Below are 16721 nucleotides of genomic sequence, written 5' to 3'. Positions count from 1 at the left end.
CAAGCAAGAGAGAACAAGAGTGTACCTTGCCAAACTAGTGATCAAAAATTTCCGCAAGCTCAAACACGCGGAACTGTCGTTTCAAGCCGGCCTAAACGTCCTGGTCGGCGGCAACAATGTCGGCAAGACGGCCGTGGTCGACGCGTTGCGTGCACTGCTGGCTGGTCATGACGAGCCCTACCCGCGGCTCGGTGAAGACGATGTTCACCGGCCCAACGGCGGCTCCCCATCAGGTGACATCTTGTTCGAGTACGTGTTCAGCGGGCTTAGTCTCGACGATGAAGCGGACTTCCTGGCCGCACTCGTGCCAGGCGCTGCCAGCGGGCTCGATGCACACATCAAGATCCGCTACTCGGACGCCGACAATGCCGGCCGCCTGCGCGCCAAACGCTGGTGCGGCGAGAACGAGGACGTCGGCCTGACGGCGGACATGATGGAGAACCTGCGGGGCGTATACCTGCCGCCGCTCAGGGATGCGTCCCAAGGCCTGAAGCCGGGTCGCACCAGCCAGCTTGCGCGTCTGCTGCAACTGCTGGCCGACGATGCTGGCATCGATGGCATCAACAAGGCGTTGCAGGAACTCGATGGCAAGCTAAAGGCGCACCTGCCCATCGTTAGTACGCATGACGCGATCAACTTCCAGCACAAAACGATGCTGGGACCGCAACTCGCGCAGCTGCTGGAGGTCGGTCTGAGTGCTAGCAACTTCAAGAGCTTGAAGTCCAGATTGTCGCTCCTGGTGGACTCCTTCGAGATCGAGCAGAACGGGTTGGGTTTTAACAACTTGGTCTACATGGCGGTCGTGCTGAGCGAGCTGACCAAGAATCCAGACTCCTGCTACCGGGGCTTGATCGTAGAGGAGCCCGAGGCGCACCTACATCCCCAACTTCAGGCCGTGCTGCTCCAGTACCTGCAGTCCATACAGGTGATCGAAGGCGAAAAACCAGTCCAGCTCTTCGTAACGAGCCATTCGCCAAACTTCGCGAGCATCGCCGACCTGGACAGCCTGGTGTGTCTGGTCGACACGGGTGCCGCCGTAGAGACCTTCCTCCCGCGCAGCGTGGTTTTTAAGAAGGGCAAGCGCGAGAAGCTGGAGCGCTACCTCGATGTCACCCGTGCCGAGCTCTTCTTCGCCCGCCGCGTAATTTTCGTGGAGGGGGCGGCGGAGCTCATGATGATAAACGCGCTGGCCCAGCGTGTTGACTGCAATCTACGCCAGCACGGCGTGAGCCTCATCAGTGTCGAAGGGCTGAACTTCGACTCGTTCCTTCCCCTATTCGGAGACGCGGGGTTGAAGATTCCTGTCGCGGTCCTGACGGACGCCGACCCTGTGCCGCCCAAAGCCGAGCCCCAGGCTGAGGCGGTGGCCGTAGGCTGCATGCCTCTACCGGCGCCTGCCGTTGAAAGCGCGGGCGCTTCTGAAGAGGAAGAGGAAGAGGAAGAGGAAGAGGAAGACACAGAGCCCGTCTACCCGGCGCCCGGTGACGCCATCACCGTCTCGGCCAACACCGCTAAGATGAAGGGCTGCGAGGATGCATACGTTAAGATCTTCTACGGCCTCAAGACTTTCGAGTACGACCTGGCACTGGAGGCCACCAATCGCACGGCCATGCTCAAGGCGCTGGCCGAGTTACACCCGAGAATCGCCAAGTCGTTGACCCTCACGGTCGATATGGAAGTCGGCGACGCTGCCAAGGCCAAGGCGCTGTTCCGCGGCATGTTTGAACGCCCGAAGAACAACGTCAAGAAAGGCAGCTTCGCCCAGTCTCTGGCGCAGGTCATTTCGGACGACAAGGTTGCTTTCACCGTGCCAACGTACATTCAGGCTGCCATCAAGCATGCTTGCCAGTTGGCGGCGACTCCGAAGCCATGAGCGCGTTGACACCCGAGCAGCAGTCCGTCGTCGACGCGCCGATGGTGCCGCTGTGCGTCGTCGCGTGTGCCGGTAGCGGCAAGACAAAGACGGCCGTGCACCGCCTCGTGCAGATGCGCCGCAATCTCGGCGATGCGCGTGGCCGCGTGGCGCTGCTGTCGTTTTCAAATGTCGCCGTCGACACATTCCGCAAGGCCTACAACGACCTGGCAAGCAGTTTGCCCTCCGGCGCAAGGCGGTCGCGGGTTGACATCGACACACTGGACGGCTTCATCACCACCAACATCATCCGCCCGCATGGCCATCGGACCATGATGTCCGCGCGCCCGGCCTTCCTGGTGACGGGCAACGAAGCCTTTCTGGAGGGCTTCAAGTTCTCGACGTCGTCGTTTCCCCAGCCAATCACCTCGCTGCACCTGGCGTTCGTGAGCGGTGACGAGGTCTTCTTCCATCTCTATAACGACCAAATAGAGTTGGTGGACGCGTCCACGGCGCGCAACCTCATCGCGAAGCTGGGTAGGACCGGCGCGTACACACATGACCTGGGACGGTACTGGGCATACCGGGCGCTAAAGGAGCGGCCCGAACTGCTCACCGCCGTTGCTCGCCGGTACCCGCATATCATGATCGACGAAGCTCAGGATATCGGATCGGTGCACGAGGCCATCCTGGAATTGCTCATCGGTGCCGGCTCATGTGTAACGCTCATCGGCGATCCTAACCAAGGCATCTACGAGTTCGCGGGTGCCGACGGCAAGTTCCTGACCGACTATCACCAGCGCGCTGATGTTCAGCAACACTCGCTGCAACGGAACTTTCGGTCGGCCCCCAGCATCGTCGATCTGGCTAACAGCCTGTGCGGCCGCGGCGATGTTGCGGAGCGGCCCGCACCCAGCACACCGCATGGCGCATTCTTCACGGGCTATAAGCGTAACGAGCACCCCGAACTCATCGCCGCCTTCAATGAAGCGATGTCCGCCGCCGGCTCCGACGCCAAGCGTTCCGGCGTTCTCTGCCGTGGCAAAGGCCTGGCGAAGACTCTGCGTGGCGACGAGGCGACGGCCGGTCAAGGCCTCGTTAAGACTCTGGCCGCTGCTGCGGTTCTACGTGACCGGAGGAAGGACTTCCTGAAGGCTTTCCAGCACGTGGCCGTTGCCGTGGTCGCGCTGCTGGACAGCCCACCCCATGGGCTTGTGAGCCAGATCACGCAGCACTCCATCAATCCGCAGGATAGGAAACTCCGGAAGCAAATATGGGCATTCACACGTGACTCGGTCAGTGGGCTCCCTTCCTCGTCATTGGTCGCCGACACGCAGTGGCACCCTTTACTCCTCGCCCGCATCAAGATCCTCCTCGCCCAGATAGTGACGAATTTTGGCCTGAAAACGATCGATAACATTGGGCATAAGCTGTCCAAGAGGGCGTTACCGAACTTGCCGCTCGCAAGCGTTGAGGAGCTGGCTGACAGCGATGCCCATGCGCTGCGAGTCGACACCGTGCACAGGGCGAAGGGAGAAAGCCTGGACGCCGTCCTGTACATGACGCTCAAGGAACATGCGCAAGCGTTGCTTGAGGGCGTCGAGACTGAGCTCGGCCGCATCGGCTATGTCGCGGCGACTCGGGCTCGAGACCTGCTTTGGGTGGCTGTGCCGCACAATTCTTTGAAGGAACTCAGGCCTGCTCTTCTGGCTAGAGGATTAAAGGAGGTGTGAATCGCCACGACAATTGTAGACACTCCTGAGCCATAATATCGGACCCAAGGAGAACTTATGAGTGGCAAGCGGTACACAGAAGAATTCAAGATAGCAGCAGTCAAGCAGGTATCCCACCGTGGGCACCCAGCGAGCGAAGTAGCAGAGCGGCTCGGGGTAAGCATCCACAGCCTGTATGCCTGGACGAAGCGCTATGGCGTGCCTGAGGCAGAGCGCAAGGCTGTCGATGCCCAGTCTGACGAGATGCGGCGCTTGAAGGCTGAACTCAAACGCGTCACGGAGGAGCGTGACATATTGAAAAAAGCCGCGGTGTACTTTGCCAAGACGTCCGGGTAAGGTACACCTTAATTGCAGAGTTACAGGGCCAGTTCCCGGTGCGCCGGCTGTGCAAGGTGCTCGAAGTGCATCCCAGCGGCTTCTATGCCTGGCGCCTCAATCCTGAAAGCCGCCGCGCTAAAGAAGACAAGCGTCTGCTCGTGCCAATCAAGGAGTCATGGTTGGAAAGCGGCAGCGTGTACGGCTACCGCAAAGTGAGCGATGACTTGCGCGAGCTCGGTGAGCAATGCGGCATCAATCGCGTTCACCGCCTCATGAGGTCGGCCGGTATTCGTTCGCAAACCGGTTATGCCAAGCGCAAATACAAACGCGGCGGCGCGCCTTCGCTGGTGGCCCCTAATCATCTACAGCGCCAGTTCAACGTCGAAGAACCGAATCGAGTCTGGGTAACGGATATCACGTATATCCGTACCTACGAAGGTTGGCTCTATCTGGCCGTGGTGCTGGACCTGTTTTCGCGGCAGGTAGTTGGTTGGTCGATGAGTTCGCGCATCGATCGAGAGGTGGCGATGAACGCGCTCCTGATGGCTGTCTGGCGCCGGCAGCCCAAGAATACGGTGATGGTGCATTCCGATCAGGGCAGCCAGTTCAGCAGCTACGACTGGCGCGACTTCTTGGACGAGCACAACCTGCATCAGAGCATGAGCCGACGCGGGAATTGTCATGACAACGCCGTCGCCGAAAGCTTCTTTCAGCTCTTGAAACGGGAACGAATTAGACGAAAGACATACGGCACCAGGGATGAAGCAAAGCAGGATGTCTTCGATTACATCGAGATGTTTTACAATCCAAAGCGTCGGCACAGCTTCAGCAATGACTTGTCGCCGGTCGAATATGAAAAGCAGTATTTCCAGCGGCTTGCGAGTGTCTAGAAAACTCGTGGCGATTCAGTGCTCTCAGTTGACAGCCCTTCGCGCAGGACGAAAAAGGGGCACTTGCCGGCCTGAGCCGTCATTTGCAGTTATCGTAAGCGGGCGACCATGGAATGCGAGCCGGCGCCGTTGATTGCAAGCTAATTTGCAGATAGCGTCAGCACGGAACCCCTTTCGTTTGCAGTTATTTCGAGCCGAAATCGGTTTCGAATGCGAGTACGGCCACTTTCAAACGCCAGCCATTACATATATGAATAAGGAAGATCCTGAATTTGGGGGAGAAGCTTGGGCGGTCGAGGAGGTAGACCCGAGCGTTTCATGCAGCTATGGCGCCGCCCGGGCAGTAGCCATCCGGAGGTGGCGCAACAAAGCGCTGCGACGTGGCCGGTGGACCGCAAGTTCCGCGGGCCTGACAAGCATTTTGCGGAGGACCGTGCCAACCCGGTGCCGCTGGCCATCGTTATCTGTGAGCTGCGACGCTTAAAACTCCGGTGTGGCGTCGCTGGTCGCTGTGGAAGGTGGTGGCGCGCGTCGATGTCACTGAGCACCTGGCCCTTTCGTTCACCGACGGTGTCAATGATTGGTCGACCGACCCGCCACGTTCCTCCATCATTTTTTTAGGTGAGGATAGCTCGGCTGTACTCCACGTACGGGCCGACGCAAATTACCTATTTGTCTCGTCGACCTTTGCTAATTCGACAAATACCCATTGGCCGCGTAGATATTTCGAAAAAAATTGTCCAATTAGCTTTGCATGACTCAATTTAAGCGCTATACGTTCACGGATGCGTCAAACCAATTTGTTTGAATTGACACATTCCCTACCATCCAACGACATAATTATGAAAGGCTTTAATATGAAAAATCTTCGGAGTACCGCGACTTTTGCTGTTTTGTTGGTCGCTGCAGGTGCCAATGCACAACAGCCCGCACCGTACGCTAGCGCTGCCAACACAACGAAGTTCGTAAGCGGTTCGGATTATGCTGCTACGCTCGCTGCTCGCGAGTTAATTAAAGCCCTCAACAACGTGCCAGATGAGAAGATCGCTATCAACATTATCGACATGCAAACAAAATCCGCCACCCTGAAGGCTACTTTCCCCGGGTATGTATGTGATATGGAGCTCATGAAAAATGAGACTGCAAACAAATACGGCTGGGTTGTTCAGAACCCTGGTTGCAGGAAGATGGCACACGTCGGCCCTGCTCCGTCTGGTCGTAGCGAGCAACCTCTGCCAAAGTAGTTCCCGTTTCATGCGTGTTGAAATCTGTACAAGCTGGGGCAAGCGTCGCGTAAGCGAATCCCAGCTCCCCGACCTATCGTTCACCAGCACATTGTCTTGTGGCGCCAGTCATCTTCGCGAACATGCGAGACCTAGTCCTTCGCCTTGAGGTCTTCCAGTCCGAGGATGGAGAGTTTCACGATATCCCTGCGGCCAGCCATCAACTTGGCTGACAACCGCCGCGGCGTCAGCGACGTCGTTGAGAACGGAAAAAAAGGAGCCGAGGCTCCTTTTTGACATTGCCGCCGGCTACCACCAGGTGACTAGGGGTGCCAATGCAGTGAACGCGTTAGATTGGGGGAAGGACATCGGGGCCCACGGACGCCAAGCCTGCGAGCTGGGCCTTTGCCGTCGCAGCTGCCTCTTCTTCGAGCGCATCTTTGACCCTCTGCAGTCGCTTTTTTTGCTCCTTCAGCTTAGTGACAAGGGTGCGGACGGCGCCGTCGCTTCTCTGTTCCTGCGGCAGGGTGGCTGCATGCGAATGGCGCGTGGAGAGCTACTGCTCAGACATCATAAGCTGACTAATTGGCGTACATAGGGTTTTCACCCACATGAACCGTAACGTCCGACGAGCCAGGTAGAATTTTTGATAATGGAAACGTCGGCAGGCCAAAAGTATCGAATGTCCAAACCACAACAGAGGAACCATGGACGATCCGATATGTTTCAAGTCGGACCACTTTGATGTGACGTGTCTTGCCCGGAACAATAATGATTTCCTCGGCAGCAGTACCAAGTACGGCAACATAACCGAACGGGCTATCCTCACGAACTTCCTTGTTGGTCCTGACTTTATCGGCCGCCGGCGCTTGCGGCGAACTAGCGTCAGCGGCCGATGCGGTCGACGAAATGACGAGTGCGCCGGCGACCACGCATGAGAGAAATATAGATGACAGTTTCATTTTTGAGTCCTTGTTTTGTAGTTAGAAGGCGGCGAACGCCGCCTGTGGAGCGATATCTCGTCTTGTCCGAAATGGCCGTGCGAAACTCGCCGGCGAGTCGGATATTTCCCGCCATCTGATTTCCAAAAGACGGGATACGAATTTAGGTATAGAGGCGCAGACCAGGAACTGGCCAGCGTATCTCAACGTTGAATGAGGGATGCCTGGAAGGATTCAAATAGTCTGGTAAAGTGGACCCCACCGTCAAGACAATTCGCACCATAATTTAAGCTATGGCCATGCCACTGCTTACAGCGGAACAGCGCTGTCCTGTCTTGCTTAATCTACCACTCCCGCGACAGCGGAGTTGATCGCCGCTCGCTCCCGGTAGGGCGGGGTTTGGGGCGCAGCCCCTTGCCCCGCCGCAGCGCCTGAAGTTACCGCAGCCGTGACCGCGGCACTGCCGTATTTATCCACGATCATCGCGCCGCCGCCCTCGCCACTGGCGTACACCACATCCGGCGTTTGGTAGTTCAATGACTGGTGCGGCCGCTCCTCGTTGTAGAAGGCGAAATACCGCGTCAGCCCGACCGTCAGGTCACCCATCGTCGCGTATCCGTTCAGGTACACGTCTTCGTGTTTGACGTTGCGCCACAGGCGCTCGACGAAGATGTTGTCCAGCGCCCGGCCCCGGCCGTCCATGCTGATCGCCACGCCTTCGCGCAGCAACACGCCGGTGAACGCCTGACTGGTGAACTGGACGCCCTGATCGGTGTTGAAGATGTCCGGCTTGCCGTGACCAATCAGCGCCTCTTCCAGGCAATCCACACAGAACGAGGCGTCCATGCTGTTGCTGATGCGCCAGGACAGCACGCGCCGCGAATACCAGTCGATCACCGCCACCAGGTACGCAAAGCCGCGCGCCAGCCTGATGTACGTGATGTCCGTGCTCCACACATGGTTGGGGCGGACCACCGCCACCCCGCGCAGCAAGTATGGATAGACCTTGTGCCCCGGATGCCGGACCGTCGTGCTGGGGCCGGGCGCCATTCCCGCCAGGCCCATCACTCGCATCAGGCGCTGCACCCGCTTGCGGTTCACCAGCCAGCCCTGTCGCAGCAGGATCACCACCATCCGCCGGCTGCCGTAGAACGGATGCTGGGTGTACTCCTCGTCGATCAACGCGCATAGCGTCAGGTCGTCCTCGCCGGCGGGCGCGGCCAAGCGCGGCCGATATGCCGTCGCCCGCGACACGCCGGCTAGTTCACACTGGCGTACCAGCGTCAGCTCGCTTTCGTGCTCGATCCATCCCAGCCGCACGGCGCCGCTTACAGGCCTGACTTTTTTTTAAGCCAGTCCAGCTCCATCTTCAGGCGTCCGATCTCGCCGTACAGACGGTCCTCGCTCTCGTGCTCCAGCTCAACCTTGGGTCCGCGCTTGCCCTCGAACAGCGTGCCGGCCTTGGCCAGAATCTCCTTCTTCCACTGGCTCACCATCACCGGGTGGACGCCGTGCAATTGGGCGATCTCGTTGGCCGTCTTGACCCCGCGCACGGCCTCCAGACCGACCTTCGCCTTGAACTCCGCACTGTGCACTTTGCGCTTCTTTGCTTCCGTCATTTCCCGCCGTCCTCCGTTGAGGACCATAGCTTAAACTGCTGTCTCAAATCGTGGATCCACTATATGGGGCTTGGCGGTATAGGAGCCAGATGGCCAGACTTGATGTGCGCTTGTTGCAGGCTTAGCGACGAGAAAACCATTTGGGCCGGCGGGGGCCGTCGGAAATGTGCGACTCGAAATCGAGTTCGGGAGGCAGCCGGGTACGCTCAGCATTTGCGAGCGAACTCAGATTTAGCGAGCTGGATATAACAGCGGCCGACAGGGTGCAGCCTGCAGGACAGACCGTCCCACAACCTTGCTCCGCAATTGTATCGAATGCCTCTGCTTCAGCTACATTCTCGGGCAGTATCGCGATAGTACCAGCCGCGTCCGCGCTTCCCACGATATTGCACAGCCCTGCCGCCCAGGCCGTTTGAAGCGGCAACAGGATGATCAGAAAGATGAGGAGAAGGCGTTTCATGGCCGCATTATACAATCACATTCCGATGATAAGTCGGCAATGTCCTCACGAAATGACGAGACTCAACTATGCCAGTTGCGAAACGCCCCGCGCGGTTGGAAAAGCCTTGACCTTCAACCTGCTACAAGGTGTGTAATACCCGCAATAACGTCGCTGTGAACGGTCAAGAATGAAGCACCCCATCTGGAAACTATTTCTCCATCTCGCATTTTGCTACGGTTTCGCGCTACACAATGTCCACGCATCTCCCCAGTCAAACGAGCCGGAGGTCCGACAACTTTGGCAACTGCTCGACTATGTGGCCGTGGACTACGCCGGCGCCGTCCAAAACGGGTCGGTTATCAGCGAGATGGAATACAAGGAAATGCAGGAGTTTTCTGAGCGCGCCCGCTCTCAGGTTATCGCGCTGCCACCCCACGCTTCGCACGCTGCGTTGACTTCGATCGTAACTCGCCTGCAACAGGCGGTTGCACGTAAAGATCCACCGCTGCGCGTCAGCGAGCTCGCCCGGGACGCGAACAAGTTGCTCCTGGCGGCTTATCCTTTTCCGGTGGCGCCTAGAAGCGTGCCCGAGCTATCCCGTGGCGCCACGCTGTACAAGGCGCAGTGCGCGTCCTGCCACGGCGCGGCCGGAGCCGGTGACGGCCCTCTCGCAACGAGGCTTGAACCGAAGCCAATCGCGTTCACCGACAGGGAGCGGGCTCGGTCGCGCTCACTCATGGCATTACACCAGGTGATCAGCCAAGGTGTTGCGGGGACGTCCATGCCGGCTTTTGCCAGCTTGTCAGACGCGGATCGCTGGTCCCTGGCGTTCTTTGTAGGAACTCTCGGCTTCAACGATACGGACATCAAAGCGGGCAAAGAAGCGTTCGCGCGCGATACCGCGCCAGGTAAAACGCTACCGGACATGAGTGCACTTGTAACCGTGACGGAGGAGGAACTTGCAAAGGCAATGCCGCCAACTACCGCCCGGGCGGTAGTTGCGTATACACGGACCCATCCCGAAGTGGTTGGTCAGCAAAAGGGGCAGTCCGGAATCGCTCTGTCTCGTAAACTGCTTCAGGGCAGCTTGCAAGCGTTGAAAGTGGGGGACCGCGCCACGGCCACCGAACTGGCGTTGTCGGCATACCTGGATGGCTTCGAACCACTCGAGGCGACGCTTGATGCTACCGACCGCCAGCTACTGATCGACGTAGAAAGAACCATGCAACTGTACAGGGGGGCCGTCACCAGTGGCAACCTGGCGGCCGCCTCGGAACACGCACGGCAACTCGATGTCTATTTTGTCCGTGTGGAAGCGGTCACCGGCAAAGACAAAACCGACGCCACCACAGTGTTCGTCGGCGCCCTCACCATCCTCCTGCGCGAAGGGATCGAAGCCTTACTGATCGTGATCGCGATGGTTGCATTCCTCCGTAAAGCCGAGCGGCCACAGGTACTGCGCTACGTACATGCTGGATGGATCTCCGCGCTGGCGGCCGGCGGCGTCACTTGGCTAGTGGCTACCTACGTTGTCAGCATCAGTGGCGCCAGCCGGGAGATTACAGAGGGTTTGTCGTCGCTCTTTGCAGCGGTGGTGCTACTCTCCGTCGGGCTGTGGATGCACCAGAAGGGCCAGGCAGGGCAGTGGCAGGCATATCTGCACGGGCAGCTCAGCGCAGCGATGCAGAAACGCTCGGCGTGGGCGCTGTTTGCGCTTGCCTTCATCGCTGTGTACCGGGAAGTGTTTGAGACGGTCCTTTTTTACTCAGCACTCGCGGCCGATGGAAACGGATCTGCACTGCTCGGCGGATTCGTGACCGGGCTAGTTCTGTTGTCAGTGATTGCCTTCGTGTTCTTGCGCACCAGTGCGCGCATGCCAATCGGAAAATTTTTCTCATACAGCTCCGTGCTGATCGCCGCGCTGGCCGTAGTCCTCGTTGGAAAGGGAATAGCCGGTTTGCAGGAAGCAGGCTGGTTGATGGCGACACCGGTGGACGGCCTGCGGCTACCTATCCTTGGCATCTATCCAACCTTGCAGACCTACGGCGCCCAGCTACTCCTGCTTTCGGCTGCAGTGATCGGATTTGGATTCAATGTGGTGAAAGCACGGCGGTAACGGCTAACAGGGGCGGTCGGAAGCCGGTGGAATGGCCAGCAATAGTTGGATTGCGCGCGCCCTATGTTTGAAGATCATAATGTGCTTTGGTTTCCTATGCTTTCCACGCGTAGATGCCGAGCGCTATGGCAATCGTTCCGTTCAGAATAATTCCTGTTAAATTCCACCCTGGAGTGGCTGCGACTCCAAGTACGGAGACTTCTGCGCCTGTAACAAGTAGATAGCCGTGAAAAACGGTATGAAAAGCCTCGAAGCCGGAAAAAAACTTGGCGATTTCTCTTTTGCGATTAAGCATTTACGCCGTCCTTATGTGGTTTTGAAAATAAAACCCCGACGCAAATTTACCACACGGTCCTCATTGCGTCTCTCAGCATTACCCTTTGCCGGCAGGCGACACGTTCGCGCTGGCGCGGAAAACCTCGTTTAAGATGAGCACAGCGGCGCCCAGCGTGATGCCAATGTCAGCGATGTTGAAAGCTGGCCAGTGATGTACCCCGGCGTACAAGTCGAGCCAGTCCACAACTCCCATGCGAGCGGTTCGATCGGCCAGGTTTCCGACGGCGCCGCCGAGAATCATCGCCAGACCAAGCCTTTCCACAGAGCCGATCCGGGGCTTTCTTATCATGTGAATCAAAAATGCCGATGCCAGTACGGCTATCGCTATGAACAAATAGCGTTGCCAGCCTCCCGCGGTGGCGAGAAGACCAAAGGCCGCACCTTCGTTGACCGCATGAACTAGGTTCAGCGACGGCATCAACTCGATTTTCTGACCGTACGCCAGGTGTTTAATCACCAGAGCCTTGCTTCCGAGGTCGGCCGCACAAATCAGGCCGGCAAACAACACAGCAGCGAGGGGAGTTAAAGGCTTACGCATATGGTTTTTGCTAACAGAGGACATCAAATGTTGAGGGCGCGCTTATCGACGGCGAGGGCCGCTTCCCTGATCGCTTCATACAGGGTCGGGTGCGCGTGGCAAATCCGGGCGATGTCTTCGGACGAGGCTGAAAACTCCAATGCCATCGCCGCCTCACCAATCATTTCGGACGCGAGTGAGCTGACAATGTGCACGCCCAACACCAGATCAGACTGGGCGTCAGCAAGTACCTTCACAAACCCCTGTGCCTCTCCGCCACCGAGAGCGCGGCCATTTGCCGCGAACGGAAACTGCCCCGACTTGAAGGCGCGGCCCTCACGTGTCAGTTCCTGCTCCGTCTTTCCGACCCATGCCGCTTCGGGGCTGGTGTAGATGATTGAGGGAATAGCGTTATAGCTTACATGGCCGGATTGCCCGGCGATGATTTCGGCCACCATGATGCCTTCTTCCTCGGCCTTATGCGCGAGCATGGGGCCGCGCACTACATCGCCGATCGCAAACACGTTAGGCACCGCTGTCTTGCAGTGCTCATCGACGGGAATATATCCGCGACCGTCTGGTTGCACGCCAATGACGTCGAGCTCCAGGCCATCGGTATTTGGTATTCGTCCGATCGCGACGACCACCTTGTCGCTGATGAGATGCATCGGTGCGCCGGTTGGGCCGCGATACGAAATCACCGCCTCCCCGTTGGAGAGTGCAATGCTGTCAATGGTCACCCCAAGCTCCAGCTTCAGCCCTTGGCTCGACATTAACTTGAACATCTCTTTCGAGACAGCGATATCGCAGCCAGGCAGGAAGTCAGGCATGGCGTCGAGCAGGGTTACCTCAGCGCCCAGCCGGCGCCACACCGACCCCAGCTCAAGGCCGATGACCCCCGCCCCGATTACGCATAGGCGCTTTGGTACCTCTCGAAAATCCAGTGCGCCCGCATTGTCGCAGACGGTCTGATTATCGATTGGCGTGCCGGGCAGCTGGCGTGGCTTCGATCCCGTGGCGACGATGATGTGTCGTGCCGAGATCCGTTGCGTTGTACCGTCTTTCAATACCTCCAGTTCGAATACGCCATTGCCCGCGCCCACGAATTTAGCGCGCGCCTTGATAAATTCGACTTTGTTCTTCTTGAACAGGTATTCGATACCTTTGGCCATCTTGGTCACCACACCGTCTTTGCGGTCGACCATCTTGTTCACGTCGATCGTCGCATGACCAGTGCTAATGCCATGCTCGGCAGTGTGGTGTACCACCTGCTCGTACAAGTGACTGGACGCAAGCAATGCTTTAGACGGGATGCAGCCCACGTTCAGGCATGTCCCGCCGGGACGCGGTTGGCCGTCCGGCGCCGCATAAGGATTCGATTCAATGCAGGCGACCGAAAGCCCGAGCTGTCCCGCCCGAATCGCGGCGATGTACCCGCCCGAGCCCGCGCCGATAATCGCTACGTCATAATGTTTTTCCATGTCCCGTCCTTCAGGTGCAATAACAATCGAGTTTCGTTCTCATCAGATTCCCTCGGCCAGGCTTTCCTCGGGACGCGCAAAGCGCCGGTACAGGGTAGGCAGCATAAACAGAGTCAAGATTGTGGCCGAAATCAGCCCGCCAATGACGACGATGGCCAAAGGCCGCTGGACCTCGGCGCCCGCGCCTGTCGCCAGGGCCATCGGCACGAATCCGAGCGAGGCAACCAGTGCCGTCATCAATACCGGCCGCAGTCGCCGCAACGCACCTTCGCGCACGGCCTGATCCCACGGCAGCGTTTTCGCCAGGTCGTCGATTGAGCCGGCCATCACCAGACCGTTTAGCACCGCCACACCGGATAGCGCGATAAAACCCACCGCCGCCGATATTGAAAACGGCAAGCCACAAATCCACAGCGCTGCGATACCACCGATCAGAGCAAGTGGCACTCCAGTGAACACCACAGCAGCGGCGCGCCATGAGCCTACGGCCGAGTAAAGCAACACTACGATAAGCGCGAAGCATGCTGGAACCACCACCGCCAAACGCAAGCGGGCACGCTCAAGATTTTCAAATTGTCCGCCCCATGTGAGCCATACGCCCGCAGGCACCCGCACGTCAGCGTTGATACTACCCTGGGCTTCCTTGACGACGCCGGCGATGTCGCGACCGCGCACGTTTGCCTGCACCACCACCCGGCGCTTGCCGTTTTCACGGCTGATCTGATTCGGGCCCTTGGCCGTGGCTAGTACCGCCACCGATCCCAACGGCACAAATTTTCCGCTCGGAGTCAGGACCGGCAGTTGGCGCAGCGCCTCCACATCGTTTCGTATCCCTTCACCCAGCTTCACCACGACATCGAAACGCCTGTCACCCTCGTAGATCGAACCGGCCTCGCGCCCGGCGACGGCCGCCGCCAAAGTGTCGTACACGTCCTGCGCAGTGAGCCCCACTCGCGCCATGGCGTCGCGATCAAGGCGCGCATCGAGTAGTGGTAGCCCTTGCACTTGCTCCACGCGCACATCCTCAGCACCCTCCACGGCACGCAGCTTCGTCGCGATCTGTTCCGCGGTCCGTACCATCACGTCGAAGTCGTCACCATAGACCTTAACGGCGATGTCACCGCGGACGCCAGCAAGCAGCTCGTTGAAGCGCATCTGGATCGGCTGCGTAAGTTCGTAGTTTTGACCAGGGATGCCCGCTACGGCATGCTCGATCTTCTCAACCAGTTCAGCCTTGCTCATCTTCGGCTTCGGCCACTCGGCCCGGTCCTTGACAATGACAAAGGTGTCCGTGATATTGGGCGGCATGGGATCTGCCGCCAGTTCGGCCGTCCCGGTTCTCGAAAATACCAGCTTTACCTCTGGTAGCTTCGCGACAGCCTTCTCCACTGCGAACTGCATGGCCTGGCTTTGATCGATGGAGGTTCCTGGAATGCGGGCCACCTGTAGCAGTACGTCTCCCTCATCGAGCGTCGGGAGGAATTCCTGGCCCAGGGTGGAAAACAGTCCAATGGCACCGGCAAAAGCGGCGACGGCGATCACGCCGATCAGCTTGGGCCGGGTCAGAGCCCGGTCCAGCCAAGGCGCGTAAGTCGACGATACGGCTTTCACCATCCTGTTTTCCTTCTCATCGACATGGCGGGAAAGCCATAGTGCGATTGCCGCTGGCACGAACGTCAGGGAGAGAATAAAGGCAAACAAGAGGGCGAGTATGACAGTCAATGCCATCGGCGCGAACATGCGGCCTTCAACGCCTTGAAAGGTCAGCAGCGGCACATACACGAGAATGATGATTGCTTGGCCGTAGACACTCGGCCTGATCATTTCGCGCGCTGCAGCCGCTACCGTTTCCAGCCGCTCGGACCTGGAAAGCACTTTGCCGAGAGAATGCTGTCGTTCCGCGATGCGGCGCAGCGCGTTTTCCACGATGATCACAGCGCCGTCGACAATCAGGCCAAAATCGAGCGCACCCAGACTCATGAGATTAGCCGATAAGCCTGCCTTGAGCATGCCGGCGGAGGTCAGCATCATGGTGACCGGGATGACCGCTGCGGCGATGAGTGCCGCGCGCAGATTCCCGAGAAGCGCAAACAGGACCACGATCACCAGCAACGCACCCTCGGTCAGATTGATCGCAACTGTCTTGATGGTCGCGTCAACGAGGCGGGTGCGATCGAGCACTGGCCGGATCAGCATGTCCGCAGGTAGCGAGCGTGCGATTTCCTTCAACCGCACGTCTACCGCAGCGGCGACCGTCCGGCTGTTCTGGCCGATGCGCATCACGGCAGTACCTACCACAACTTCTTGCCCGCCTTCTGACGCGGATCCAAACCGCACCTCCTGGCCGAGACCGACAGTGGCGACATGCGAAACCAGAACCGGCGTACCGCTCCGGGTAGTGATGACGGTCTTGGCCAATTCGTCTGTCGAAGTAATGCGCGCATCGGCCTTCACGGTAAGTGCCTCGCCGTTCTGGAAGACTACGCCAGCGCCGACACTGGTATTGTTGCGTTCAAGTGCTTCACCCAGCATCGATAAACTGATTCCCAGTGCCGCCAACCGTTGTGGATCGGGCGTGACCACATACTGTTTGACATAGCCGCCAATAACATCAACTCCGGCCAGTCCTTCGGTGTTTTTTAGCTGGGGCGCGACGATCCAGTCCTGTACCGTACGAAGATAGGTCGCCTTTTCAGCCGCGCTGCGCAGCACCTCGCCCTCGGGCGTGACATAACTGCCATCGGCCTGCAGGCCGGCACCTGAACCCGCCTTCGCGCCTGGCTTCGCCGCGAACTCGACGGTCCACATATAGACGTCTCCGAGACCGGTCGCGATCGGTCCCAGGCTTGCATTGGCGCCAGGGGGTAGCGATCGCTCGACGGCTCGCATTCGTTCGGCTATCTGCTGGCGCGCAAAATAGATGTCGGTCCCATCCTTGAATACGGTTGTCACCTGCGCGAAGCCATGCCTGGTCAGCGAGCGCGTAGATTCAAGTCCCGGGATGCCGGCGAACGCGGTTTCGATCGGGTACGTTACCTGGCGCTCGACATCGGCTGGCGAGAGGGCTGGTACCACGACGTTGATTTGGACCTGCGTATTAGTGATGTCCGGTACTGCGTCGATGGGAAGGCGGGTTAGCGCAACAGCACCGATGATCGACAGCAGAATCGTCACGATGAGTACATGCCACCGGCGAGCGACAGAAAAATTGACGATGCGTGAAATCATGGTTGGAAATCCTCGGAATGTTCTG

Annotated in this window: 11 protein-coding genes and 1 pseudogene; 5 read left to right on the top strand and 7 right to left on the bottom strand. The window is 58.6% G+C overall.

The features are described 5' to 3' along the window. The first annotated feature begins 19 nt into the window (after positions 1 to 19). The 4 genes from JAB4_RS29775 (at position 20) to JAB4_RS29760 (ending at position 6037) form a co-directional block, all read left to right on the top strand. A complete protein-coding gene (locus JAB4_RS29775; RefSeq protein WP_070219782.1) occupies positions 20 to 1873 on the top strand; it encodes an AAA family ATPase in 1854 nt (617 codons plus the stop codon). Beyond that, complete coding sequence (locus JAB4_RS29770) at positions 1870 to 3585, top strand: ATP-dependent helicase (protein ID WP_070219752.1); 1716 nt, start codon at positions 1870 to 1872, stop codon at positions 3583 to 3585. The genes JAB4_RS29775 and JAB4_RS29770 overlap by 4 nt, the downstream gene beginning before the upstream one ends. 57 nt (positions 3586 to 3642) lie before the next feature. Continuing rightward, positions 3643 to 4793, top strand: a protein-coding gene (locus JAB4_RS29765) for an IS3 family transposase (RefSeq protein ID WP_139143955.1) whose coding sequence is annotated in 2 segments (ribosomal slippage) — positions 3643 to 3889 and positions 3889 to 4793 — 1152 coding nt in all. Because the reading frame shifts where the segments join, the coding sequence is not laid out codon by codon here. Between the two features lie 842 nt (positions 4794 to 5635). Continuing rightward, positions 5636 to 6037 carry a hypothetical protein gene (locus JAB4_RS29760; protein WP_139142994.1) on the top strand — a complete coding sequence of 134 codons (402 nt, stop codon included), beginning with the start codon at positions 5636 to 5638 and terminating at the stop codon, positions 6035 to 6037. 560 nt (positions 6038 to 6597) lie between these two features. Here the strand turns inward: JAB4_RS29760 and JAB4_RS29755 are convergent. The 3 genes and pseudogenes from JAB4_RS29755 to JAB4_RS29745 all read right to left on the bottom strand — a co-directional run bounded on the left by JAB4_RS29755 (position 6598) and on the right by JAB4_RS29745 (position 9036). Beyond that, the gene (locus JAB4_RS29755) at positions 6598 to 6978 is read right to left on the bottom strand and encodes a CzcE family metal-binding protein (protein WP_071650215.1); all 381 of its coding nucleotides are present in this window, start codon (positions 6976 to 6978) and stop codon (positions 6598 to 6600) included. Between the two features lie 435 nt (positions 6979 to 7413). Next, positions 7414 to 8576, bottom strand: a pseudogene (locus JAB4_RS29750) (IS3 family transposase); the annotation flags it as partial. A 121-nt stretch (positions 8577 to 8697) separates the two neighbouring features. Then, positions 8698 to 9036, bottom strand: a complete 339-nt coding sequence (locus JAB4_RS29745) for a hypothetical protein (protein WP_139142993.1) — start codon at positions 9034 to 9036, stop codon at positions 8698 to 8700. Between the two features lie 169 nt (positions 9037 to 9205). On the opposite strand from JAB4_RS29745, the gene JAB4_RS29740 reads away from it, so the two are divergent. Next, positions 9206 to 11134, top strand: coding sequence for a cytochrome c/FTR1 family iron permease (locus JAB4_RS29740; RefSeq protein ID WP_070221987.1), 1929 nt, complete (start codon positions 9206 to 9208; stop codon positions 11132 to 11134). Between the two features lie 94 nt (positions 11135 to 11228). On the opposite strand, the gene JAB4_RS29735 is transcribed toward JAB4_RS29740, so the two are convergent. The 4 genes from JAB4_RS29735 to JAB4_RS29720 form a co-directional block, all read right to left on the bottom strand. Continuing rightward, positions 11229 to 11429: a hypothetical protein gene (locus tag JAB4_RS29735; RefSeq protein WP_139142992.1), complete on the bottom strand. Its 201-nt coding sequence runs from the start codon at positions 11427 to 11429 to the stop codon at positions 11229 to 11231. Between the two features lie 78 nt (positions 11430 to 11507). Continuing rightward, on the bottom strand, positions 11508 to 12008 hold the full coding sequence (lspA, locus tag JAB4_RS29730) for a signal peptidase II (protein ID WP_070221985.1): 501 nt from the start codon (positions 12006 to 12008) through the stop codon (positions 11508 to 11510). Positions 12009 to 12031: 23 nt separating this feature from the next. After that, on the bottom strand, positions 12032 to 13468 hold the full coding sequence (gene lpdA, locus JAB4_RS29725; RefSeq protein ID WP_070221983.1) for a dihydrolipoyl dehydrogenase: 1437 nt from the start codon (positions 13466 to 13468) through the stop codon (positions 12032 to 12034). Between the two features lie 42 nt (positions 13469 to 13510). Beyond that, complete coding sequence (locus tag JAB4_RS29720; protein WP_070221981.1) at positions 13511 to 16696, bottom strand: CusA/CzcA family heavy metal efflux RND transporter; 3186 nt, start codon at positions 16694 to 16696, stop codon at positions 13511 to 13513. Positions 16697 to 16721 lie beyond the last annotated feature (25 nt).

Source organism: Janthinobacterium sp. HH102 (assembly GCF_001758625.2).
Classification (GTDB): domain Bacteria; phylum Pseudomonadota; class Gammaproteobacteria; order Burkholderiales; family Burkholderiaceae_D; genus Janthinobacterium.
Note: the sequence above shows the minus strand (reverse complement) of the source record. Positions and strands in the feature narration are given on the sequence as shown.

Coding starts and splice junctions, on each gene's coding strand:
- lpdA (WP_070221983.1), bottom strand. CDS start 13,468: ATGGAAAAACATTATGACGTAGCGATTATCGGCGCGGGCTCGGGCGGG.
- JAB4_RS29770 (WP_070219752.1), top strand. CDS start 1,870: ATGAGCGCGTTGACACCCGAGCAGCAGTCCGTCGTCGACGCGCCGATG.
- JAB4_RS29720 (WP_070221981.1), bottom strand. CDS start 16,696: ATGATTTCACGCATCGTCAATTTTTCTGTCGCTCGCCGGTGGCATGTA.
- JAB4_RS29760 (WP_139142994.1), top strand. CDS start 5,636: ATGAAAGGCTTTAATATGAAAAATCTTCGGAGTACCGCGACTTTTGCT.
- JAB4_RS29740 (WP_070221987.1), top strand. CDS start 9,206: ATGAAGCACCCCATCTGGAAACTATTTCTCCATCTCGCATTTTGCTAC.
- JAB4_RS29755 (WP_071650215.1), bottom strand. CDS start 6,978: ATGAAACTGTCATCTATATTTCTCTCATGCGTGGTCGCCGGCGCACTC.
- JAB4_RS29745 (WP_139142993.1), bottom strand. CDS start 9,036: ATGAAACGCCTTCTCCTCATCTTTCTGATCATCCTGTTGCCGCTTCAA.
- lspA (WP_070221985.1), bottom strand. CDS start 12,008: ATGCGTAAGCCTTTAACTCCCCTCGCTGCTGTGTTGTTTGCCGGCCTG.
- JAB4_RS29735 (WP_139142992.1), bottom strand. CDS start 11,429: ATGCTTAATCGCAAAAGAGAAATCGCCAAGTTTTTTTCCGGCTTCGAG.